The organism is Bacillus sp. 5mfcol3.1, from assembly GCF_900114335.1.
Lineage (GTDB): Bacteria > Bacillota > Bacilli > Bacillales > Bacillaceae_G > Bacillus_A > Bacillus_A thuringiensis_S.
Genome location: NZ_FOST01000001.1, coordinates 234,615 through 258,072 on the forward strand (window position 1 = coordinate 234,615; position 23,458 = coordinate 258,072).

A 23,458-nucleotide genomic window follows, 5' to 3' on the forward strand; every position below is an offset into this window, starting at 1 on the left:
TTAAAAAATCCAATTCCAAATAGTAAATAGACCAATAATGGCAGAAAAGAGAAGGCAAGCAAGGAATGCTAGACAGCCAAAAGGAACTAGCTTATCTTGCCATGTTTCTTTATACTCATAAATTAACTCCTCTGCTACTTTCTTCTGTACTGAAGATAAAGGTTGATCTTTATGCAAACCTTTTATATGGTTAGAATCGCCTTTAAACTTTAAAGCACGTGCAATATGATGAGGACTATTTCCCCTTGATTTTTCAAATAATAAACATGATTCATGCATAATATCTGTTTTATGCTCCTCTAGATACCAGTAACGTCCAGCCATTTCTGGATATTGTAATTTATAATAAATATCTCCGAGTTGTTTTCGAAGATGTAATTCATTTGGGTATGTAAAGATGAGGCCGTGCAATCTGTCTCTTGCTTTTCCAAGATTATTATTTTCAATATCCTCTTCGATTCTTTTTAATGTTTTTCTAGGAATTTTATTGGTCATAAATTCCTCCTTATTTAGAATAGAGATAATTATATTTTATAAGAAATACTAAAAATTAGAAATTCCATTTTCAAAAAAGATTGTACATTTCATTTTAAGTATGCTATGATGATGTCAGTTGAATAGTTAAATTAAGCAATCCATATGTTATCAAGTGCTGGAAACGAACGAGAAAAAGTATGTGAGAACTAGTTTATGTTTCGTATTTGATAATGTGTGGATTCTTTTTTTAGACAGGAAGACTAAAAAAATTAAAATTTGTATTTTCTTAGGAGGAAATAATTATGGCAGTAACAGGACAAGTAAAATGGTTTAACAACGAAAAAGGCTTCGGTTTCATCGAAGTTCCAGGCGAAAACGACGTATTCGTACACTTCTCAGCAATCGAAACTGACGGTTTCAAATCTTTAGAAGAAGGTCAAAAAGTTAGCTTCGAAATCGAAGACGGTAACCGTGGACCTCAAGCTAAAAACGTAATCAAACTATAATTTTATAGTTGATGATGGAAAAAAGGATGGCTAATGCCATCCTTTTTTTGTTGTGGAGAAAGTTTTTTAGAGTCTGTTTTTATATCTAAATCTCTTTTTGGATGTTACAACTGGTAAAAAAATATCTGGAATGCGTATTAGTTTCTGTAGAAGAATTAGTTCAGCAAGAGCATTTGCTGCGTATGATAGTAAATAACTATAAATTTGTATTCTCTGTTGAAATGGGGAAATCTTTTCCAGATAGACCTTGAGTAACATCTTTTTTGTTAGCGTTGTTGTTGGAATTTTGTACGTTTTGAGATGATGTTTCTAACAGTTGTTCTTGTTCCTTACTAGGGGTATTCAGAGCATCTGAGGGGATGCTATTAACCTGCTGGCTTAATAGGTTTTCTTTATCCATAGTATACAGCTCCTTTTTGGAATTCGATAAAAAGCAATGTAATTATAAAATGACCACTTATATATATTGTGTTTTTGAATGAAATTATATACAAAACTTATATTATAAAGTTAACTAATTAACGAATTGTTAGTGATGGATAAAGATGTACAAATTTGAAGTGTTTAATAAAAATTAAAAGCGAGTAACAAGTACAAATACTATTTCTCATGTTTTATATAAGGATCATATACAAATCAAAAAAGATGTAGAGAATCTTGGAAGAAAATATAGTTGTTTTTTAGGGTGAAGAAGAATAAATAAAATGATACTACAAATGTAAAAAGGCATTCCATAAAGGAAGGCCTTTTATTGTTCTTTCTCTAATTTTTTCTTCTCACGTTTTTTACATTCTGGACATTTTGATTTACGAAATGGTTTGGAAAAGAATAGAAGAATGAAAAATAAACCGAATATAATACTAGCTGAGTTTTTCACGATAATGACGCTGCTATTTTTCATTTGAATCGATGGTTGGATTTCTTTTTCTTCCATAGTGGCCCTCCATATATTGGATTTATATTTTAATTATAGCAAAGTTAGTTGTTGTAATGATGTGAAATGAGGAAGTGATTTCAAATATTTATAGTAGTATAAATGTTTTTTGTGTACATTATTATCTTTTTATTATTATATAGTTAATTTTAAATTTAAAGAATGGTTGATAAATAATAAATCTATGTAAAATAGTGGAATATGCAATCCGTTTTCTTTTCATAGGTGCTAAAATTATATATGCAGCTGCTAATATAAATGGAAAAAAGGAGATAATAGAGCATGGAAAGTAAAGTGGAACGCTATGTCGAAAATTATGTTGTAACGAAAAATACGATGGCCTTACTTCCTGTTATTCTAAGTGAAAAGAAAATTGTTACTCGAGTCGTTGAAATGAATGATTCTTTTTTCGTATTTCAAAAACCTCTAGATATTATAGAAAGAAGTTGCCGCAAGCATGGCTCGAGTTTCTTAGGCAGAAAAGAAGGAACGAAAGAGTTAACTCATATTACACATAAAGCACCAATTGCGATTAGTCCTACAGATCAACTTTATTTTTTCCCTACCTATTCTTACTCTAGAAAAGAGTGCGCTTGGTTGTCTCATTTTTATATTGAAAGTAATAAAGAATTAAAAGATGGAAATCTTATTATTAGATTTATAAATGGCTTTGCTGTGAAATTAGAAATATCAAAAACTAGTTTTGAAAATCAACAAAATCGTACAGCGAAATTACGTACTGAATATGAAGATCGTAGGAAAAAACAAGGGAATCCGTGTTTTAAAGAAATTGATAAAAGTGAAGAATCAACATTAAGACCAGCTTATGAGAAAGTGTATGTTGTTAGAGAAGAAGAAGTGTAATATAGAAAAAGCTGCCTCTAGAATGTTGCCTTAAGTGGCATTCTAGGACAGCTTTTTTTGCTATTTAAATATTAATAAGTTTCTTCCTTACGGGCAGCATCCATCATAATGAAGATAGCTGATAAAATATGCAAAATCATTCCTACAAACGGAATCCATGCAAGGCAAGAAGTTACAATTCCTAGCACATTACCGTTAGCACTCATATTAACTTTTTTAGCCAATACTAAAGTAACGATATGTAATACTAGCATGAAAAGAAGTGGTAACCAAAGTAAAGAAACAACAATAGTTCCTCCGAGTACAGGTATTCCCAGTAAAGCCTCTAAGGCACCAGTAACCCATTTTAATAATTTTACTGTGTCTTTCAAAGTATTTCCTCCTAAAAACATAAAATAAATATATTGCGATATTTAGTATAACAGATTTATGTTGTTATTTTAATAAAAAATGTAAAAAATACTATTTTTTTATATTTAAATAAATTATTTGTAATATACTATTTTTGAAGAGATATAAGGATATTGTTGGATAGGGTGTTATTAATATGTAATATATTGTCAAATATTGATAGATTATCATAGCTAAATAATGAAGGAATTCTTATGAAAGATATGGAAACTTTAATAAATACATCTCCATATGTCGTATCTACCATTTCCTCTTTCATATAAGCAATGATACAGTAGGGATAGTATTTAGAGTAAAGGGGTAAAGTGTAGAATGGATTTTCAGACAATCAAAGAGTATTTTTCACCAGAAAATATGGATCATATTGTTGAGAGTTATAAAGCGTTCGGACCACTTCTTGGTATTGGTTTACCGATGATAGAGGCGTTGATTCCAGCATTACCGCTTATTGTATTTGTACTGGCGAATGCTGTTGCATTTGGCTTTTGGCTCGGTTTTCTTTATTCATGGATTGGATCAGTAATGGGTGCATTACTTGTCTTTTTCATCATCCGCCATTTTGGCCGCAGCCGTTTCTTTTCGTTTGTAAATAAGCATGAGAGAGTACGAAAAGCAATGGGGTGGATTGAAAGGAAAGGATTCGCACCGATTTTTGTTATATTTTGTTTTCCGTTTACACCGTCAGCGCTAATAAATGTTGTCGCTGGTTTATCCCGAATTAGTGTAAAACAGTTTGGACTAGCGTTAGCATTCGGAAAACTTGTGATGATTTTTATTTTAACGTATATCGGTCATGATTTAATGTCATTTATTCATAATCCGGTGAAATCAGTCATTGTAGCGATTGGTATTTTTATTCTATGGTATGTCGGTAAGAAAATTGAAGTAAAATTAGAACTACATTAAGAATAGTCTTCTTTGTAAAGGAAAGCTTCAGTATTAAAGGATAAGGGGAGAAGCAGATGAAGAAAACTTTGAAAAAAGAAGGCATAGAGTGGATACGAACAATTTTAATTGGTGTATTATTAGCTGTATTTTTTCGAACGTTTTTCTTTTCAACGTATGTTGTAGAGGGGAAGTCAATGATGCCGACATTGCAAGATGGCAATATGCTCGTTGTAAATAAGGTGAGTTATCAAGTTGGGGACTTGAACAGATTTGACGTTGTGGTGTTTCATGCGAATAAAAAAGAGGACTATGTAAAGCGAATTATCGGTTTACCTGGAGATCATATTGAATATAAGCATGATAAGTTATATATAAATGGACAATTTATTGATGAGCCGTATCTAGAGAAGTATAAGAAAGAGATAAATGGAAGGCAACTAACAGGCGACTTTACATTAGAAGAGTTAACGAAAGAAAAGCTGGTGCCACCCGGGTTTATTTTTGTAGTAGGTGATAACCGGCTCGGGAGCTGGGATAGTAGACACTTTGGCTTTGTAAAAGCTGATACAGTCGTCGGTAAAGTTGATTTGCGATATTGGCCAATTCAAGAGGTGCAAACGAATTTTTCAAAAGGTTGATATAATGAAGTAGAAGTATAGAAAAGACAAACAACTCAGTTTGTCTTTTTTCGTGTACTATAATACAATTATAGTAGCAAACTAACGTTCGTTATGTAAGTGAAAGGTGGGGTTACATGTCACTTCGATTTGTGATTGGTAGAGCGGGAAGTGGAAAAAGTACACTTTGTTTACGCGAAGTGCAAGAAGAGTTAAAACAGCGCCCGAGAGGGAAAACAATATTATATCTTGTGCCAGAACAGATGACATTCCAGACGCAGCAGGCGTTAATTGGAAGTGAGGATGTAAGAGGTTCTATTCGGGCACAAGTTTTTAGTTTTTCACGATTAGCGTGGAAGGTGCTGCAAGAAGTTGGCGGAGCGAGTCGTCTTCATATTGATGAAGCTGGTGTACATATGTTACTCCGTAAAATTGTAGAGTCTCGTAAAGATGGATTATCGGTGTTCCAAAAAGCAGCGGAGCAAAACGGTTTCTTTGAACATCTTGGCAGTATGATCGCGGAGTTTAAACGTTACAATGTAACGCCATCTAACGTATATGAAATGTGGCAACAATTAGATGCGCATAGTAGCAGTGCCGAACAAAAGTTACTAGCGAATAAAGTGTATGATTTACAGTTACTATACGATGATTTTGAACGTGCTTTAATTGGAAAATACTTAGATTCAGAAGACTACCTGCAATTGCTAGTGGAAAAGCTTCCGCAGTCTGAATATGTAAATGGTGCGGAAATTTATATAGATGGATTTCATTCATTCTCCCCGCAAGAGTTAGAGATTGTAAGACAGCTTATGATTTGCGGAGCGAAAGTTACGATCACGTTAACGATAGATGAAAAAACGTTAGCACAGCCAGTAAATGAACTCGATTTATTTTATGAAACGACGTTAACGTATGAAAAAATAAAACAAGTAGCGCGTGAAGAGAAAATAGAAATTGAAAAAACAATTCCACTTATGGAACAGCCGCGTTTTCATTCTCCAGCATTAGCGCATTTAGAAGCTCATTATGAAGCGCGTCCGAATGAAAAATTTAACGGTGAAGCGAGTGTAACGATTAGTACAGCTGCGAATTTACGAGCGGAGGTAGAAGGTGTTGCTCGTGAAATTCGTAAACTTGTTGCGGACGAAAAATATCGTTACCGAGATATTGCAGTGCTTCTTCGTAATGGGGAAAGTTATTACGATGTGATGCGAACGTTATTTACAGATTACAATATCCCGCACTTCATCGATGAAAAGCGCCCGATGTCACACCACCCATTGGTAGAATGTATTCGTTCTGCACTCGAGATTATTAGTGGGAATTGGCGTTATGATGCGGTGTTCCGTTGCGTGAAAACAGAGCTTTTATATCCATTAGACGTAAGAAAAGAAGCGATGCGTGAAGAAATGGATGAATTTGAAAATTACTGTTTAGCGTACGGTGTACAAGGAAAGAGATGGACTGCTGAAGATCCATGGATGTATCGCCGTTATCGTTCTCTTGATGATACGAACGGGATGATTACAGACAGTGAACGTGAAATGGAAGAGAAAATAAATAGGCTACGTGACGTTGTAAGAACACCTGTTATTCGCATGCAAAAAAGGTTAAAGCGTGCAGGAACAGTTATGCAAATGTGTGAAGCAGTTTACTTGTTTTTAGAAGAACTGGATGTTCCGAAGAAACTAGAAGAATTACGTATACGTGCAGAAGAAAGTGGAGATTTCTTATTTGCGACAGATCATGAACAAGTATGGGAAGAAGTAATGAGCCTTCTTGATACATTTGTAGAGATTCTTGGGGAAGAGAAAATGTCTCTTTCTATGTTTACTGACGTTATGTCGACAGGTCTTGAGGCACTTCAATTTGCTAACATTCCGCCGTCATTAGACCAAGTGTTAATTGCTAATATTGATCACTCCAGGTTATCTGATGTGAGAGCGACGTTTATTATAGGTGTAAATGAGGGTGTCATTCCAGCAGCACCTATGGATGAAGGTATGCTTTCTGATGAGGAAAGAGAAGTTCTTGGTGCAGCAGGGATTGAATTAGCGCCAACGACGAGACAAACTTTGTTAGAAGAACAGTTCGTTATGTATCAAATGGTAACGAGAGCATCTGAGAAGTTATACATTTCATGCCCGCTTGCAGATGAAGAAGGAAAGACGTTACTTGCGTCTAGCTTTATTAAGAAAATAAAAAGAATGTTCCCTAATGTGAAAGATTCGTTTATTACGAATGATGTAAACGACTTATCACGCTCAGAACAAATTTCATATGTAGCAACGCCAGAAGTGACGTTATCTTACGTTATGCAGCAACTACAAACGTGGAAACGATACGGATTTGAAGGGAATTTAGATTTTTGGTGGGATGTATATAATTTCTACGTAACGTCAGATGAATGGAAACAAAAAAGTAGTCGCGTGCTATCAAGTTTATTTTACCGAAATCGTGCGCAGAAACTAAGTACAGCAGTAAGTAGAGATTTATACGGAGATACAATTAAAGGAAGCGTCTCTCGTATGGAACTATTTAATCGTTGTGCATACGCTCATTTCGCGCAGCATGGTTTGTCGCTTAGAGAGCGTGATATTTTCAAACTTGATGCGCCAGATATCGGCGAATTATTCCATGCGGCATTAAAGAAAATTGCGGACAAGTTATTGCGTGAAAACCGCACTTGGGCGGATTTATCAATAAAAGAATGTGAACATCTTTCTGTTTTAGTAATAGAAGAAATTGCACCGTTATTACAACGACAAATTTTATTAAGTTCAAATCGTCATTTCTATTTAAAACAAAAACTACAACAAATTATTTTCCGCACGTCAATCATTCTTCGTGAACATGCGAAGTCGAGCGGATTCGTACCAGTTGATTTAGAGGTGCCGTTCGGTATGGGTGGTACAGGGTCACTTCCGCCAATGGAATTCTCATTACCAAATGGTGTAAAGATGGAAGTAGTCGGTCGTATTGACCGTGTTGATAAGGCAGAAGATGAAAACGGGACGTTCTTACGTATTATTGATTATAAATCAAGTTCAAAAGCGTTAGATTTAACGGAAGTGTATTACGGATTAGCACTTCAAATGTTAACGTATTTAGATGTTGTTACTTCGAATGCACAGACGTGGATGAAAAAAGGCCACGCAGCATCACCAGCTGGTGTATTGTATTTCCATATTCATAACCCAATCGTTGAGATGAAAGGTGACGCATCTGAAGCTGAAATTGAAAAAGAAATTTTAAAGAAATTTAAAATGAAAGGACTCGTATTAGGAGATGCTGACGTTGTTCGTTTAATGGATAACAAACTTTCAACAGGAAGCTCAGATATTATTTCTGCTGGCCTGAAAAAAGACGGTAGCTTTAGTGCGCGTTCAAGTATTGCAAGTGAGCAAGAGTTTAACGTACTGCAAAAATATGTACACCATACGTTTGAAAATATTGGAAAAGATATTACAGAAGGTGTTATCGATATTGCTCCTTATAAAATGGGAAATAAAGCAGCATGTACGTTCTGTAACTTCAAATCTGTTTGTCAATTTGATGAGTCACTTGAAGATAATCAGTTCCGATCGTTAAAAGATATGAAAGATAGCGAAGCGATGGAGAAAATAAGAGAGGAGGTTGGCGGAGAATGATAGAAAATTGGCCTAAAAAACCAGAAGGTAGTCAATGGACAGATGACCAGTGGAAAGCTGTTGTAGCGAACGGACGTGATATTTTAGTTGCGGCTGCAGCTGGATCAGGTAAAACAGCAGTATTAGTTGAACGTATTATTAAAAAGATTATTAATGAAGAGAACCCAGTCGATGTCGACCGCCTGCTCGTTGTAACATTTACGAATGCAGCAGCGCAAGAGATGAAAAACCGAATCGGGGAAGCGTTAGAAAAGGTATTAATTGATGAACCAGGCTCTCAACACGTAAGAAAGCAGCTGAGCCTATTAAATAAAGCTTCCATTTCAACAATTCACTCATTCTGTTTACAAGTAATTAGAGGATATTACTACATGCTTGATGTTGATCCTCGTTTCCGTATTGCGAATCAAACAGAAAATGAATTGTTAAAAGAAGAAGTGCTAGATGACATATTAGAAGAAGAGTATGGCATCGAAGATAATACGATATTCTTTGAACTCGTTGATCGTTATACGAGTGACCGTAGTGATGATGACTTACAACGTATGATTTTAGCGCTTCATACAGAATCAAGAGCGCATCCAAATCCGGAAAAATGGCTTGATAAATTAGTAGAAGCATATGACGTAGAAGGAAAGACAATTGAGGATTTAGTATATGCTTCTTATTTATTAGAAGATGTGAAATTCCAGCTTGAAACAGCGGAACAGCATATTCGTAAGGCAACTGAACTCGCAATGCTTCCTGACGGTCCAGCGCCTCGCATTGAAACCCTGCAAGCAGATGTAGCTTTACTTGGAACGCTATCATCAGCTGCTCGTGAGTCGTGGACAAGATTGTATGAAGCGATGCAAAACGTATCGTGGCAAACGTTAAAGCGTATTAAGAAAAGTGATTACAATGAAGATGTTGTAAAACAAGTAGACTCTCTTCGTAATAAAGCGAAAGATGAAGTGAAGAAATTACAGGAAGAGTTATTTAGCCGCAAACCGGAAAGTTTCTTACGAGATTTTCAAGATATGCACCCAGTATTAGAAAAGCTTGTTCAACTTGTAAAAGTATTTACAGAGCGTTTCCAAGCGATGAAGCGAGATAAAGGAATGGTCGATTTTACAGATTTAGAGCATTTCTGTTTACAAATTTTAAGTGAACAAAGTGAAAATGGTGAAATGAATCCGTCAGCAGTGGCGCTCCAATATCGTAATAAATTTGCTGAAGTATTAGTCGATGAATATCAAGACACGAACTTTGTACAGGAATCCATTATTAAATTCGTAACGAAAGATTCTGAGAGTGAAGGAAACTTGTTCATGGTTGGTGACGTAAAGCAGTCGATTTATCGTTTCCGACTAGCCGAGCCAGGACTATTCCTAGGAAAATATAAACGCTTCACACAAGAAGGATTGGGCGGCGGAATGAAGATTGACTTAGCGAAAAACTTCCGTAGTCGTCATGAAGTACTAGCAGGTACGAACTTTATTTTTAAACAAATTATGGGCGAAGAAGTTGGGGAAATTGACTACGATGCTGACGCTGAACTAAAGCTAGGTGCTACCTATCCAGAAGGTGAAGATGTAGCAGCAGAATTACTATGTATTCAGCAAACGGAAGAAGAAGTAATGGATGGAGAAGAAGGTGCAGAAGTCGAAAAAGCACAGCTAGAAGCTCGTCTTATGGCGCAGCGTATTAAAGCGATGGTTGATTCAGGTTATGAAGTGTATGATCGTAAAACGGATAGTATGCGCCCTGTACAATACCGTGATTTCGTTATTTTACTCCGCTCGATGCCGTGGGCGCCGCAAATTATGGAAGAGTTAAAATTGCAAGGAATTCCAGTATATGCTGACCTTGCGACTGGTTATTTTGAAGCGACAGAAGTAAATATTATGATGAACGTATTCCGCGTTATTGATAATCCGATGCAAGATATTCCGCTTGCAGCTGTACTTCGTTCACCGATTGTGGGACTAAATGATGAAGACCTTGCGACGCTTCGTGCTCATGGGAAGAAAGGGTCATTTTATGAAGTAATGAGCTCGTTCTTAAAAGGAGCACCGCTTGAAGAAGAGCAAGAACTTCATGATAAATTAGAGTGGTTTTATAATTTACTTCAAGGATGGCGTGAATTTGCCCGTCAACAATCCCTTTCTGATTTAATTTGGAAAGTGTACGGTGAGACAGGTTATTACGACTTCGTTGGCGGTTTACCAGCAGGAAAGCAAAGGCAGGCAAACTTGCGCGTGCTATATGACCGTGCAAGACAATATGAAGCAACATCATTTAGAGGGTTATTCCGCTTCTTGCGTTTTATTGAACGTATTTTAGAACGCGGTGATGATATGGGTACGGCAAGAGCTCTTGGTGAACAAGAAGACGTCGTTCGCATTATGACGATTCATAAAAGTAAAGGGCTAGAGTTCCCGGTCGTATTTGTAGCTGGACTCGGTCGTCGTTTTAATACACAAGACTTAATGAAGCGTTTCTTACTGCATAAAGATTTCGGTTTCGGTTCACAATTTATCGATCCGCGTAAACGAATTAAATATACGACATTATCACAGCTTGCGATTAAGCGTAAAATGAAAATGGAATTAATTGCAGAAGAAATGCGCGTATTATACGTAGCGTTAACGCGTGCGAAAGAGAAGCTAATTTTAATCGGAACAGTTAAGGATGCAACTAAGGAAATGGAAAAATGGCTTGATGCGAGGGAACATAATGAATGGTTATTACCAGATCACATACGTGCCGGAGCGTCTTGTTATTTAGACTGGATTGCACCTTCATTATATAGACATCGTGATAGTGAAATGCTTCTTGAATTAGGACAAGGAAGCATTCCGGATGAAATTTACGGGTATGACACTAGCTGGAAAGTAGAAGTTGTGGACGGTAACACGCTACTTGCACCAGAGCCAGTTCAAGAAGAGAAACAAGAATTGTTAGAAGCGCTTCGTGAGAAAAAGGCTGTTCCCCTGCAAAGTAAACGGAAAGAAGAAGTGTACGACAGATTAATGTGGAAGTACGGATATGAGGATGCGACATCTCATCGTGCGAAGCAATCTGTTACAGAAATAAAGAGAAATTATCAATCTGAAGAAGGTAGCGATAACGCCTTTATTAAAAAACTACGTGCACCAATTAAAACACGTCCGCGCTTTATGGAGAAAAAAGGGTTAACGTACGCAGAGCGTGGAACAGCAGTCCATGCCGTTATGCAGCATGTAGATTTGAAGAAACCGATTACGGCCGAAACGCTACAAGAACAAATCGCAGGAATGGTAAATAAGGAATTATTAACATTCGAGCAGGCGGAAGAAATAGCAATTGAAAAAGTAATTTCATTCTTTGACAGTGACTTAGGTAAAAGGGTATTAGCGGCGAAAAGTGTTGAGCGTGAAGTACCATTTACGATGATGCTTGCAGCAGAAGAAGCATATCAAGATTGGCAAGGGAAGAGTGAAGAAACGATTCTTGTCCAAGGGGTTATCGACTGCATGATTGAAGAGGAAGATGGCATTACGTTAATCGACTTCAAAACAGATACGATTGAAGGGAAATTCCCAGGCGGATTCCAACAAGCAAAACCAATTTTAGAAGATCGATATAAAGTGCAACTTTCGTTATATGCAAAAGCACTCGAGAAAAGCTTACAACATCCTGTCAAAGAGAAATGTTTATATTTCTTTGATGGGAATCACGTTGTAAATATTGAAGGATAGACAACAGAAGGGGGCTATAAAAAATGACAACGTTAAAAACTTGTGAACAGGGACACGAGTACTATAAAAGTAGCGATTGTCCAACTTGCCCAACCTGTGAGAAAGAGAGAAAACCAAAAGAAGGTTTTCTCTCTCTTCTTTCAGCGCCAGCAAGAAGGGCATTAGAACACCATGGAATTCAAACTGTAGAAGAACTCTCAAAATATAGTGACAAAGAAATTTTAAAACTGCATGGTATGGGACCTGCGTCTTTGCCGAAGCTTAGACAAGCTTTGGAGGAGAGCGGATTATCATTTAAATAAAATGAAATAGTGCCTCTTCACTACTTACTTGTTTATACCACTATTTGTGAACAGTAAAGCTCTTGCTGATTAAAATTTCATTTTAATAATTTGAATTAGATAAAAGAAAAAAGTAGGAGAATATCTCCTACTTTTTTTACGCTGTTCCAATCTGATCTTGATCCGCCACATCAGAATCAAACGTATTTGTTGCACTAACACCGTTAAAAGTATTCACGACAAATCCAACATTAGAAGCTCCGGATCCATTATAAGCTTTCGTGTTTTCTTTCGGAGATACGTTATAAAAATCTCCTAAGTTGAAAGAGCCGTTACTGTTTTGAACGACGAGATTTCCTACAACCGAAGGCATACCATCCACCTACTTTACTAAGCTTTTTAATTACTATATGAATTATTGTGCGGAAGGTTCATCTGTAATATATTGGCGGATTTGCATAATACGAGAGTTATTAAAAACATAATCAACATTTCCAATTTGAAAGCAACCAGAATTTAAAAGTGTCCGTAATTCAACGTTATTAACTTCAATAAAAGGGCATTCATTTACAATATTTAAATTTACATCTGTCGTTCGTTTTGGAATTGTAATGTGTTCATCTGTAAAGATTTCAAAAGCATCAAAACGACCTTCTCCCCTTATATAACAAGGAATTTCACGGTGGACGGCAAGAGCTCTACTTTTTAATTCCATTTGGTTTGCATCTCCAACTTGCAATACGGCAGTAATTCCTAAAGAAATAATAGAAACATTTTGGACAATGGACACATGATGCAACATAATTTCTCAGTCTCCTTAACCTGGAGTAGGAGGGACATCTGTTACTAATGGTACAAATGGACCCTCTGTAACTGTTTCAAATGGTGTATCGAGAATAGAAGATAGAATGAGGAGATTTGCATCTCCAATTAAAAAGAGTGCGGACGACGATACACCGTTCATTTTAATCTGTCCGACTTTTAACTCACGGTTTACAACGTTAAGGTTCATACATACTTACTCCTTTCGGAAATTTCCCGGTATGTGCTGAATAAAGGAGAGAAAGGCTTTGTCAATATCTTGTTTCATTGCCTGAATAATGATATCTCGTAAATAATCTGGATCTGTTGAAATACCTTCATATGATTGCGCTTGTGATAAATAATAAGGGAGTCGATGCTCCATCTGTTTTTTTATGTCATCTACCATCATTTGTCGATACATTTCATCAAGCGGTGTTCTCTCTTCTTGTTCAAAATGGAGAATACGATTATATGCTTCTTCATCTAAGTATCGATGCATTTCTTGGAGGATACCTTGATAAAAGTCTGGGTTTGTTTCGGTTTCAGGGTTTACCTTCAATGTTTCTGTATCCACTTGAAAATCTTCAATTTGTTGTCCTTTTGCTGAAAATGGGTTTAAACCAATATTTAAAGTACCATTTAAATTTTCGACTTTTAATTGATCGAATTTGTATTCCACTTTTCCTACAGAAGAGGAGGGGCGATTTTTTAATTCGTTAAGCTCTTCTTGGAGTTGGCGCACTTGTTCTTCTAAATTTAGGATGGCTGCTTGTTGTGTTTGAAGAGCTTGTTGAAGTTGGTGTAAGTAAGTATATATATCTTGATTCATTTGTGAAACCTCCTTTTCAATAGGGAGGGTAAAAATATTCCTGCTATATATTTATGACAAGGATGTCTTAAGAAGAACTAGTTGATGGTTTGATAGAAATAATTTGTCCTTTTGCCTGTAATGGGCGAAGCGGCTCCGTAAATCCGCCCGTATTTGAAAATTTAGATAGGGCTTTAATACTTCCGGCAGTACCAATTTGGAACACAGAAGAGGTTGTAATACTATCAATTTTAATACTGTTGATGATGATACTTTGGTTTACATAAAAATTCAATGCAATTGCCTCCTTTAAGTTGAGCCAATTATCGCTTGATCGATTACATCTGAATCGTTGACAGTCGTTGCACTTTGATAATTGTAGACAGAAACATTATCTCCAACGTTGAAAGAGCCGGCCCCGGCGAAAGCACGTGAGTAACTAATAGGCCTAATCGCAAATACATCTCCAATATGAAAAATACCACTTGATCCAATATTGACGATACGAATATGTCCGACCATAGCTGGCATACAAAACACCCTTCGTTTTTAAAATTTTCTTTTCTACTATTGTATGGGCGTTTCCAATAAAATGTGTGTTTTTTTGAAATAAAAGAAACACACGCGTTATTGCGTGTGTGTGTTGAACGTTTGAGTAGGGTGTAAATCCGTATGTACATGACAAATTACATTTAAGAGCCTGTCCAGTTCTTGGCTACAATCCACTGTTCTTTGAGAAGTCATTCCATAGCGTTCAGCAAAATAGATCATTTTTTCACGTTTTTTTTCAATAGCTTGCTCAAACATTGAAATCGGCTCCATCTCTAAATGAAATTTTTAGTATATATGTAGTACATATTATACAAAAACTCCATAAAAAAGAAATACCTTCGCTAAAAAAAGTAAAATTTCTACATTTTATGCTAAATAATGAATAAGTAACGAATAAGTGCGAGAAGAATATTGTAAAAATTAGCGTGCATGAGAAGGTTTTTTTCTTGCGGATGCGAATACAATTAAAAGGTATGAGTTTTAGGATGGAGAGTGGAAATATTGCGTTTTGTAACGGCGAAGAAAGAAGAAAAGGTATTTGTAGGTATTGTGGATGAAGAAGAAGAAAAGGTATTACACTTAAGAGAAGCGCAAAGACAAAAAGGGGAAAAGGTTACAATCCCTATTACAATGTTAGAGTGTATTGAAAGAGGGACTGAATGCTTTGAGAAAGTATGTGAAATTGTAAATTGGGCAAAAGAGAACGGGGAAGCGGCGTATTATCCGTTAACAGAGGTGAAAATATTAGCGCCGATTCCAAGGCCAAGAAAGAATATTTTGTGCGTTGGAAAAAACTATCGTGAGCATGCGGTAGAAATGGGCGGAGTAGAGTCTATTCCAGAAAATATAATGATCTTTACGAAAGCACCAACAACAGTTATTGGCATAAATGAGCAAATTAATGGTCACCCTCACGCAACGGACGAACTAGATTACGAAGGAGAACTAGCTATCATTATTGGTAAGCGAGGGAAGCAAATTAAAAAAGAAAAAGCGCTTGAGCATGTTTTTGGTTATACGATTATAAATGATGTAACAGCTCGAGACATTCAAAGAAAACATAAACAGTTTTTCCTTGGGAAAAGCTTCGATACATTTTGTCCGATGGGACCGTATTTAATTCATAAATCGGTGGTTGAAACGCCGAATGCATTACACATTGAAACGGTAGTAAATGGAGAAGTAAGGCAAACTTCCAACACAAATAAAATGATTTTTTCAATAGAAGAAATTATTTCAACGATAAGCAAAGGAATGACTTTAGAACCAGGCGATATTATCGCAACAGGAACGCCGGCTGGTGTCGGAAAAGGTTTTACACCACCGAGGTTTTTACATGCTGGTGATGAAGTGGTCATTACAGTGGAAAGAATTGGTACTTTGCGAAATGTAGTGAAATGAGAAAAGAGCTATCTTGTATAAAGATAGCTCTTTTCTATGGTCTCGGATTATAGAGATAATCTATAACGGCAAAAGTGTAAAGACCAATTAATGCAAGTGTACAAATGCCAAATAATATAACCGCAAGTGCGCTTTTTTCTCGTCCAAATCCAATAATAGTAAGAATAACAGCAGTCCAAAATGATGCTTTCAGTAGTGTGAGTGTAGTAGGAGTTGAGTAATGAAGCCATGTTGTGGAAAGTAGGAAACTAAAGAATGTAACTAAAATAAACGCTGTAGCTAAATAGTTAATATGTTTACCATATCTTAGTAGCATATCGCACCTCCTTTATGAATTTAAAATACAGAAAATTACAATTTTATCTTAATATAATTGAATATAAAAAGAAAGAGGTTGTCCCAACATGTTGGACAACCTCTCTATTATTACGATAATACAGCTTTAATTTTTTGGAATGCCCACTCTAAATCTTCTTCAGAGATTACTAGAGGTGGTGCGATACGAATTACGTTTTCGTGTGTTTCTTTACATAGTAGACCAGCTGCTTTTAGTTGTTCACAGTAAGGACGAGCTGGCTCGTTTAATTCGATACCGATGAATAAACCTTTACCGCGAACTTCAGTAATCATTGGGTTATCAATTTCTTTTAATTGCCCAACTAATTTTTCTCCTAATTGAAGAGAACGCTCTGTTAATTTTTCTTCTTCTAAAACTTCAAGAGCTGCGATAGAAACAGCACATGCAAGTGGGTTACCGCCAAATGTAGAACCATGAGAACCTGGCTCAAATACACCTAAAATGTCGCGGTTTGCTGCAACACAAGAGATCGGGAACACACCGCCACCAAGGGCTTTACCAAGTATGTACATGTCAGGAGTTACATCGTCCCAGTCACAAGCGAATACTTTACCAGTACGGCCTAAGCCTGTTTGGATTTCATCTGCTACGAATAAAACGTTTTCTTTTTTACATACTTCAAGAGCTTCTTTTAAGTAACCAGCTGGTGGGATGTTAATTCCTGCTTCACCTTGAATTGGCTCTAAAATGAATGCTGCTGTGTTTGGTGTAATTGCGGCTTTTAATGCTTCTAAATCACCGTAAGGAATTACAACGATGCCAGGAAGCATTGGACCAAATCCACGCTTGTACTCTTCATTTGAAGACATAGAAACAGAACCCATTGTACGTCCGTGGAAGTTATCTTCACAAACGATGATTTCAGCACGGTTTGCTTCTACTTTCTTCACATCATAAGCCCAGCGACGAACTGTTTTAATTGCAGTTTCAACAGCTTCAGCACCTGTATTCATTGGAAGTACCATTTCTTTATTAGTTAGTTTCGCAACTTTTTCGTACCAAGGACCTAATTGATCGCTATGGAAAGCACGAGAAGTTAACGTAACACGATTAGCTTGGTCAATTAAAGCGTTAATAATTTTCGGGTGACGATGACCTTGGTTTACTGCAGAATATGCACTTAATAAGTCCATATAGCGGTTTCCTTCAGGATCTTCTACCCAAACACCTTCTGCTTTAGAAATAACGATTGGAAGTGGGTGATAGTTATTTGCTCCATATGTGTCTGTAAGTTCGATAATATCCTTAGTTTGAATCATGATTGTTCCCCCTTTTGTTATTACAAGAAGTTTGTAAATACTCTAAATATTATAGCATTTAAATGTAAAAAAGCGAAACATTTCCTGAAAATAAATGAACATGTTATCATATAGAGTGAAAAAGTGTGAAAAGAGGAGGTAAGGGATACGATGGTACATATGCATATTACAGCATGGGCGTTAGGTTTAATTTTATTCTTCGTTGCGTATTCACTTTATTCAGCAGGAAGAAAAGGTAAAGGTGTACATATGGGGCTTCGTCTTATGTACATTATCATTATTGTGACAGGTTTCATGTTGTACATGGGGATTATGAAGACTGCAACAAGTAACATGCACATGTGGTATGGTTTAAAAATGATAGCTGGTATTTTAGTTATCGGTGGAATGGAAATGGTTCTTGTGAAAATGAGCAAGAACAAAGCAACAGGGGCAGTTTGGGGGCTATTTATTGTTGCATTAGTAGCAGTATTTTACCTTGGACTGAAATTACCGATTGGTTGGCAAGTATTCTAATAAAGAAAATAAAACCACCTTATAATCTCAAAGACTTGGGAGCTAAGGTGGTTTTTACTTTTTATGTCGCATCGATATGTAACTCTTCTCCATTTACTTTCGTAAAACGGAACATGTTTTTATTGGATGTAGTGTGACGGACGAAATGATGCTGTAGTGTACAGATCATCTCTTCGTTATCAAACAAAAGAATATTTACTCCTTCGCGTGACTCCTCTTTCGGTAAGAAAGATAAATAATTATGACAATACATGCAATCATATAAAGAGTAGTGAAGTGATTGCAATGATTCGGTTAATAATGTGAACACAGAGTCAGGTAATTCCTCGAGCCATTCATTATAGCTAAGAAGTAATTTTTTTCGAATACGTATCATTTCCCCGTTTTGCAGGTGGTGCTGTTCGTTGGCGATTTGTAATATATCTTGTTCATAGAAACGAGCTGGTAGCCAGTTGTTGTTATATAAAATCTCAAAACCATCTTCGGCAATATCTTCTAATAAAAATGCTTCATCATTTTCATCATCAAAGAATACCCATTCATTGTTTATATATTCTACATTACCGACTGTATGAGCGCGGGGCTGGTTATATAAAATATGGTTACGTTGTATCATACATGATTTCTCCTTTATAAAAAGTAGTTATTCCTGTTATAGACAGTTCGTGCATTCTTTATAACTAGACACATCTAGACATAGGTGGGCATACAATAAAACACGTTTTACTGAGTGAGAATGCTATTCCATATGTGGATAGTAGGTTATCGTCAAGTTTTCCATTTTTTGATCCGCACTCTTAGGGTGGGGATTACTGCACGTTCAAGAAAAGAAATAAGATGGAAGGATGATTTATATGTGCGGGATTACAGGATGGGTGGATTATAAACGCTCATTAGAAGGAGAAAGAGATGTCGTTACGAAGATGGCTGAGACGTTAGCCAAACGTGGGCCGGATGATAATAAAGTTTGGATTAAAGGCAATGTCGCATTTGGGCATAAACGTTTAATCGTTGTGGACCCTGAGGGCGGGAAACAACCGATGACTTGTTTAAAAGATGAAACGAATTACGCCATTTGCTATAACGGTGAACTTTATAACACAGAAGACATTCGAAAGGAATTATTAAGAAGAGGATATACGTTCAAAGGTCATTCTGATACAGAAGTATTATTAGCTTCTTATATTGAATGGAAAGAAGAATGTGTCGATCATTTAAACGGTATATATGCGTTTGCTGTATGGGATGAACAGAAAGAACAAGTATTTATTGCGCGAGATCGACTAGGTGTAAAACCGCTATTTTATAAATATGATAGTGGGCGATTACTATTTGGTTCAGAGTTAAAAGCGATACTGGCTCATCCAGATGTGAAGGCGGAAGTAACGTTAGAAGGGTTATCCGAAATATTCGGCCTCGGACCGTCAAGAACGCCTGGCCATGGTATTTATGCTGGTATAAAAGAATTACGTCCAGGTCATGCGATGACATTTTCAAAGAACGGTTTATGTATATGGAGATATTGGAATGTAGAAAGTAAAAAACATGAAGACTCTTTTGAAGAAACCGTAGAGAAAACGCGCTTTTTATTACAAGATGCCATTACAAGACAGCTTGTTTCTGATGTACCACTATGTACTTTTTTATCAGGTGGTGTAGATTCGAGCGCTATTACAGCTATCGCAGCGAAAGAATACGAGAGATCAGGAAAAGGGCAATTACACACGTATTCTATTGATTACGAAGATAATGACAAATACTTTAAAGCGAATGCGTTCCAGCCAAATTCAGATGCTCCGTTTATTAATTTAATGACTGAGACATTTCAAACAACCCATCATCGCTGCGTCATTTCGAATGAAAAATTAGCAGAGTATTTAACTGAAGCAGTACTCGTTCGTGATTTGCCTGGTATGGCAGATATCGATTCGTCATTATTATGGTTTTGTCGTGAAATTAAACAAGATTTTGTCGTCGGTTTATCTGGGGAATGTGCAGATGAAATATTTGGTGGATATCCGTGGTTTTATAGAGAAGATGATTTACAATCGAGTGCCTTTCCGTGGATGCGCTCTACAGAAGCACGTGAACAACTGCTAAAGAAAGAATGGAGAAATAAATTAAATTTACAACAATATGTGCAAAGGCGCTATGAAGAGTCGATTCAAGAAGTTCCTATTTTAGAGGGAGAAAGTCCGCTAGAAGCAAAAAGACGCCAATTATTTTATTTAAATATGGTATGGTTTATGACAACATTATTAGACAGAAAAGACCGCATGAGTATGGGGGCAAGTTTAGAAGTACGTGTTCCATTTGCAGATCATCGCCTTGTCGAATATGCGTGGAATATTCCTTGGGAAATGAAAATGTATAAAAACCGCGAAAAAGGTCTATTACGTAAAGCGTTAGAAGATGTACTTCCACATGACATCTTATATAGAAAGAAGAGTCCTTATCCGAAAACGCACAATCCACACTATACAAAAGCAGTAACAGTATGGCTTCAAAATCTATTAACGGATAAAGGTTCAATTTTACACGAATTGTTTGATAAAGAGCAGTTGAACGGATTAATTCAGTCTGGTGGCAGTGCATTTCAAACACCATGGTTTGGTCAATTGATGACTGGGCCACAGCTTTTAGCTCATTTAGCACAAATTCACGTTTGGTTTAAAGAATATGGGGTAAATATTAAGGAATAAGGGAAAAGCGGCTTACAATTATGTAAGTCGCTTTTTATTAAATAAATTTTCATATAAAATTCAAAATCACCTTATAAATAATACTTAATTAGAATTATTATTTTGACGTACTTATTATTGCTTGTTATAATTGGAAACAAACGTTCTGAAAAGGATTCTCATTTATAAAATTGAGGTGTTATATAGATGACAAAGAAAAAAATAGGTTTACTCGTAATGGCGTATGGAACACCAGAATCATTAGACGATGTAGAGGCATATTATACACATATCCGTCACGGGCGTAAGCCGTCAGAAGAAGCGCTTGAAGATTTAATTGAGCGCTATAAAGCGATTGGTGGAATTTCGCCGCTTGCAAAAATTACGAAAGAGCAGGCGCATAAATTAACAGATTCAATGAATAACATATTTACAGAGTATGAATTTACTTGTTACTTAGGTTTAAAACATACTGCGCCATTTATAGAAGATGCTGTAGAGGAAATGAAGCGAGATGGAATTGAGCAGGCGATTAGTATCGTATTAGCACCGCACTATTCTACATTTAGCATTAAAGCGTATAATGATCGTGCTATTCGTCTTTCAAAAGAAATCGGTGGTCCTGTTATTGAACCAATTGAACAATGGTATGATGAACCGAAATTTATTTCGTATTGGGCAGACAAAATAAAAGAAACGTTTACAGAAATTGATGATAAAGAGAAAGCAGTCGTAATTTTCTCAGCGCATAGTTTGCCAGAAAAGATTATTACAGCAGGAGACCCATATGTAGAACAACTAAAGTATACGGCAGATTTAATTGCAGAAGCTGCAAATATTCAAAACTATACAATCGGTTGGCAAAGTGCTGGGAATACTCCTGATTCATGGATTGGTCCAGATGTGCAAGATTTAACGAAAGATTTATATGCAGAGCATGGGTACGAATCTTTCGTATATTGCCCAGTTGGTTTTGTAGCGGAGCATTTAGAAGTTTTATATGACAACGATTATGAATGTAAAGTTGTAACTGATGAATTAAATGCCAAATATTTTAGACCAAGTATGCCGAATGCACAATCTGCATTTATCGACTGTTTGGCTGAAATTGTTTCAAAAAAAGTGAAGGAAATAGTTGACAAAGGTTTAGTTTTGAATAATAATTAGTTTATAATAATTTTAAATAAATAATAATTACTACGAAAGAAAGAGGAGGATCCCCCTAGATGAATCCAAATAATCGCTTAACAACAAACCAAGGTGCTCCAGTTGGAGATAACCAAAATTCTCGTACAGCTGGTCGTCGTGGACCAGTATTATTAGAAGACTATCATTTAGTAGAAAAACTTGCGCACTTTGATCGTGAACGTATTCCGGAGCGTGTTGTGCATGCACGTGGTGCAGGTGCTCACGGTGTATTCGTAACGAAAAATAGTATGAAGCAATATACGAAAGCGGCATTTTTACAAAATGAAGGAACTGAAACGCCTGTATTTGTTCGTTTTTCAACGGTTATTCATGGTCAAGGTTCTCCTGAAACAGCACGTGACCCACGTGGGTTCGCTGTTAAATTTTATACAGAAGAAGGAAACTACGATATCGTAGGTAATCATTTACCGGTTTTCTTCATTCGTGATGCAATTAAATTCCCTGATATGGTACATTCTTTAAAACCAGCACCTGATACGAATATTCAAACGCCAGATCGTTACTGGGATTTCATGACGTTAACTCCAGAATCTACACACATGATGACATGGGTATTTTCTGATTACGGTACACCAGCAAGTTATCGTGAAATGGAAGGTTTCGGCGTCCATTCATTTAAATGGATTAATGAAGAAGGTAAAATTGTTTATATTAAATACCACTGGAAACCACAGCAAGGTGTACGTAACTTAAATGCGAAAGAAGTGCAAGAAGTACAAGGGAAAGACTTCAATCATGCAACTCGTGACTTGTTCGACGCAATCGAAAAAGGAAATCATCCGAAATGGGATTTACACGTACAAGTTATGCAATTAGATGAAATGGACTCTTTAGACTTTGATCCATTAGATCCAACGAAAGTATGGCCAGAAGATCGCTTCCCATTAATGGAAGTAGGGACGATGACGTTAAATCGTAATCCGAAAAATTTCTTTGCAGAAGTAGAACAAGTAGCGTTCTCTCCAAGTGCAACTGTAAATGGTATTGAGCCATCGGAAGATAAATTATTACAAGGTCGTTTATTCTCTTACCCAGATACACAGCGTTATCGTCTTGGTGCAAATTACTTACAAATTCCTGTAAACTGCCCATACGCAGCTGTTCATAATCAACAACGTGATGGTGCGATGCAAGTAAATCAAAACCCATCTACAATCAACTACGAACCGAGCCGTCATGCAGAGAATCCGGTTGAAGACAAAGCTTACCGCGATTCAACTATGAAAGTAGAAGGCTATGTATCTCGTGAAAAAATCGAGAAACCAAATGACTTCAAACAAGCAGGTGAGCGTTACCGTTCATTCTCTAAAGAAGAGCAAGATAACTTAATTGCAAACTTAACAAATGATCTAAAAGACGTAAATGAACGCACAAAATTATTAGCTGTTTGTAACTTCTTCCGTGCAGATCAAGAATACGGTATGCGTTTAGCGCAGGCATTAAATGTTGATATTACGCAATATGTAGGAAATGCTCCGAAATAAATAGGAAAAGACGACCGGGTTTCGGTCGTCTTT

The 23,458-nt window shown here is 36.5% G+C and carries 26 protein-coding genes; 12 read left to right on the forward strand and 14 right to left on the reverse strand.

What is annotated here, in order from left to right; genetic code table 11:
- Window positions 1-495 carry a DUF6584 family protein gene (locus BM089_RS01200; protein WP_000182394.1) on the reverse strand — a complete coding sequence of 165 codons (495 nt, stop codon included), beginning with the start codon at window positions 493-495 and terminating at the stop codon, window positions 1-3.
- A gap of 284 nt (window positions 496-779) precedes the next feature.
- On the opposite strand from BM089_RS01200, the gene cspA reads away from it, so the two are divergent.
- Window positions 780-983, forward strand: coding sequence for an RNA chaperone/antiterminator CspA (gene cspA / locus BM089_RS01205; RefSeq protein WP_000301518.1), 204 nt, complete (start codon window positions 780-782; stop codon window positions 981-983).
- Between the two features lie 196 nt (window positions 984-1,179).
- On the opposite strand, the gene BM089_RS01210 is transcribed toward cspA, so the two are convergent.
- Together BM089_RS01210 and BM089_RS01215 are read right to left on the reverse strand one after the other, a co-directional pair.
- Window positions 1,180-1,383, reverse strand: coding sequence for a hypothetical protein (locus BM089_RS01210; protein ID WP_090975793.1), 204 nt, complete (start codon window positions 1,381-1,383; stop codon window positions 1,180-1,182).
- Window positions 1,384-1,731: 348 nt separating this feature from the next.
- Window positions 1,732-1,917, reverse strand: coding sequence for a hypothetical protein (locus tag BM089_RS01215; RefSeq protein WP_090975795.1), 186 nt, complete (start codon window positions 1,915-1,917; stop codon window positions 1,732-1,734).
- A 282-nt stretch (window positions 1,918-2,199) separates the two neighbouring features.
- Here BM089_RS01215 and BM089_RS01220 point away from each other — a divergent pair, with 282 nt between their 5' ends.
- Window positions 2,200-2,781, forward strand: coding sequence for a competence protein ComK (locus tag BM089_RS01220; RefSeq protein ID WP_071714131.1), 582 nt, complete (start codon window positions 2,200-2,202; stop codon window positions 2,779-2,781).
- 71 nt (window positions 2,782-2,852) lie between these two features.
- Here BM089_RS01220 and BM089_RS01225 read toward each other — a convergent pair whose 3' ends face one another.
- Window positions 2,853-3,152 carry a hypothetical protein gene (locus BM089_RS01225; RefSeq protein ID WP_080476084.1) on the reverse strand — a complete coding sequence of 100 codons (300 nt, stop codon included), beginning with the start codon at window positions 3,150-3,152 and terminating at the stop codon, window positions 2,853-2,855.
- A gap of 352 nt (window positions 3,153-3,504) precedes the next feature.
- Here BM089_RS01225 and BM089_RS01230 point away from each other — a divergent pair, with 352 nt between their 5' ends.
- The 5 genes from BM089_RS01230 to BM089_RS01250 all read left to right on the forward strand — a co-directional run bounded on the left by BM089_RS01230 (window position 3,505) and on the right by BM089_RS01250 (window position 12,374).
- Window positions 3,505-4,098 carry a TVP38/TMEM64 family protein gene (locus tag BM089_RS01230; protein ID WP_071714132.1) on the forward strand — a complete coding sequence of 198 codons (594 nt, stop codon included), beginning with the start codon at window positions 3,505-3,507 and terminating at the stop codon, window positions 4,096-4,098.
- Window positions 4,099-4,154: 56 nt separating this feature from the next.
- Window positions 4,155-4,718 (forward strand): signal peptidase I, encoded by a 564-nt coding sequence (gene lepB, locus BM089_RS01235; RefSeq protein WP_000751897.1) that lies wholly within the window; start codon window positions 4,155-4,157, stop codon window positions 4,716-4,718.
- Window positions 4,719-4,834: 116 nt separating this feature from the next.
- Complete coding sequence (gene addB / locus BM089_RS01240) at window positions 4,835-8,350, forward strand: helicase-exonuclease AddAB subunit AddB (RefSeq protein ID WP_090975797.1); 3,516 nt, start codon at window positions 4,835-4,837, stop codon at window positions 8,348-8,350.
- On the forward strand, window positions 8,347-12,072 hold the full coding sequence (addA, locus tag BM089_RS01245; RefSeq protein WP_090975799.1) for a helicase-exonuclease AddAB subunit AddA: 3,726 nt from the start codon (window positions 8,347-8,349) through the stop codon (window positions 12,070-12,072). The genes addB and addA overlap by 4 nt, the downstream gene beginning before the upstream one ends.
- A gap of 23 nt (window positions 12,073-12,095) precedes the next feature.
- On the forward strand, window positions 12,096-12,374 hold the full coding sequence (locus tag BM089_RS01250) for an RNA polymerase alpha subunit C-terminal domain-containing protein (protein ID WP_090975801.1): 279 nt from the start codon (window positions 12,096-12,098) through the stop codon (window positions 12,372-12,374).
- 136 nt (window positions 12,375-12,510) lie between these two features.
- Here BM089_RS01250 and gerPF read toward each other — a convergent pair whose 3' ends face one another.
- The 7 genes from gerPF to BM089_RS01285 form a co-directional block, all read right to left on the reverse strand.
- Window positions 12,511-12,726, reverse strand: coding sequence for a spore germination protein GerPF (gerPF, locus tag BM089_RS01255; RefSeq protein ID WP_001141566.1), 216 nt, complete (start codon window positions 12,724-12,726; stop codon window positions 12,511-12,513).
- A gap of 42 nt (window positions 12,727-12,768) precedes the next feature.
- Window positions 12,769-13,155 carry a spore germination protein GerPE gene (locus tag BM089_RS01260; RefSeq protein WP_090975802.1) on the reverse strand — a complete coding sequence of 129 codons (387 nt, stop codon included), beginning with the start codon at window positions 13,153-13,155 and terminating at the stop codon, window positions 12,769-12,771.
- A 15-nt stretch (window positions 13,156-13,170) separates the two neighbouring features.
- A complete protein-coding gene (gene gerPD / locus BM089_RS01265) occupies window positions 13,171-13,365 on the reverse strand; it encodes a spore germination protein GerPD (RefSeq protein ID WP_001052807.1) in 195 nt (64 codons plus the stop codon).
- 6 nt (window positions 13,366-13,371) lie between these two features.
- On the reverse strand, window positions 13,372-13,986 hold the full coding sequence (gerPC, locus tag BM089_RS01270; protein ID WP_001070763.1) for a spore germination protein GerPC: 615 nt from the start codon (window positions 13,984-13,986) through the stop codon (window positions 13,372-13,374).
- A 67-nt stretch (window positions 13,987-14,053) separates the two neighbouring features.
- A complete protein-coding gene (gene gerPB, locus BM089_RS01275) occupies window positions 14,054-14,260 on the reverse strand; it encodes a spore germination protein GerPB (protein ID WP_001012508.1) in 207 nt (68 codons plus the stop codon).
- A 14-nt stretch (window positions 14,261-14,274) separates the two neighbouring features.
- A complete protein-coding gene (gene gerPA, locus BM089_RS01280) occupies window positions 14,275-14,496 on the reverse strand; it encodes a spore germination protein GerPA (protein ID WP_001111187.1) in 222 nt (73 codons plus the stop codon).
- A 96-nt stretch (window positions 14,497-14,592) separates the two neighbouring features.
- On the reverse strand, window positions 14,593-14,772 hold the full coding sequence (locus BM089_RS01285) for an aspartyl-phosphate phosphatase Spo0E family protein (RefSeq protein ID WP_000462857.1): 180 nt from the start codon (window positions 14,770-14,772) through the stop codon (window positions 14,593-14,595).
- Window positions 14,773-15,018: 246 nt separating this feature from the next.
- Between BM089_RS01285 and BM089_RS01290 the strand changes: the two genes are divergently transcribed.
- Window positions 15,019-15,918, forward strand: a complete 900-nt coding sequence (locus BM089_RS01290; protein WP_064532885.1) for a fumarylacetoacetate hydrolase family protein — start codon at window positions 15,019-15,021, stop codon at window positions 15,916-15,918.
- 34 nt (window positions 15,919-15,952) lie between these two features.
- Here BM089_RS01290 and BM089_RS01295 read toward each other — a convergent pair whose 3' ends face one another.
- On the reverse strand, window positions 15,953-16,234 hold the full coding sequence (locus tag BM089_RS01295; protein WP_000926859.1) for a hypothetical protein: 282 nt from the start codon (window positions 16,232-16,234) through the stop codon (window positions 15,953-15,955).
- 110 nt (window positions 16,235-16,344) lie between these two features.
- Window positions 16,345-17,535, reverse strand: a complete 1,191-nt coding sequence (gene rocD, locus BM089_RS01300) for an ornithine aminotransferase (RefSeq protein ID WP_000616660.1) — start codon at window positions 17,533-17,535, stop codon at window positions 16,345-16,347.
- Between the two features lie 150 nt (window positions 17,536-17,685).
- Here rocD and BM089_RS01305 point away from each other — a divergent pair, with 150 nt between their 5' ends.
- The gene (locus tag BM089_RS01305) at window positions 17,686-18,051 is read left to right on the forward strand and encodes a YisL family protein (RefSeq protein ID WP_000233490.1); all 366 of its coding nucleotides are present in this window, start codon (window positions 17,686-17,688) and stop codon (window positions 18,049-18,051) included.
- Window positions 18,052-18,112: 61 nt separating this feature from the next.
- On the opposite strand, the gene BM089_RS01310 is transcribed toward BM089_RS01305, so the two are convergent.
- Complete coding sequence (locus tag BM089_RS01310; protein WP_000616066.1) at window positions 18,113-18,667, reverse strand: DUF2777 domain-containing protein; 555 nt, start codon at window positions 18,665-18,667, stop codon at window positions 18,113-18,115.
- A gap of 238 nt (window positions 18,668-18,905) precedes the next feature.
- Here BM089_RS01310 and asnB point away from each other — a divergent pair, with 238 nt between their 5' ends.
- From asnB to katB, 3 genes are all read left to right on the forward strand, one after another.
- Window positions 18,906-20,753 carry an asparagine synthase (glutamine-hydrolyzing) gene (asnB, locus tag BM089_RS01315; RefSeq protein ID WP_000333991.1) on the forward strand — a complete coding sequence of 616 codons (1,848 nt, stop codon included), beginning with the start codon at window positions 18,906-18,908 and terminating at the stop codon, window positions 20,751-20,753.
- 186 nt (window positions 20,754-20,939) lie between these two features.
- Window positions 20,940-21,899 (forward strand): ferrochelatase, encoded by a 960-nt coding sequence (hemH, locus tag BM089_RS01320; RefSeq protein WP_016513141.1) that lies wholly within the window; start codon window positions 20,940-20,942, stop codon window positions 21,897-21,899.
- 59 nt (window positions 21,900-21,958) lie between these two features.
- Window positions 21,959-23,425 carry a catalase KatB gene (katB, locus tag BM089_RS01325; protein ID WP_001069184.1) on the forward strand — a complete coding sequence of 489 codons (1,467 nt, stop codon included), beginning with the start codon at window positions 21,959-21,961 and terminating at the stop codon, window positions 23,423-23,425.
- Window positions 23,426-23,458 lie beyond the last annotated feature (33 nt).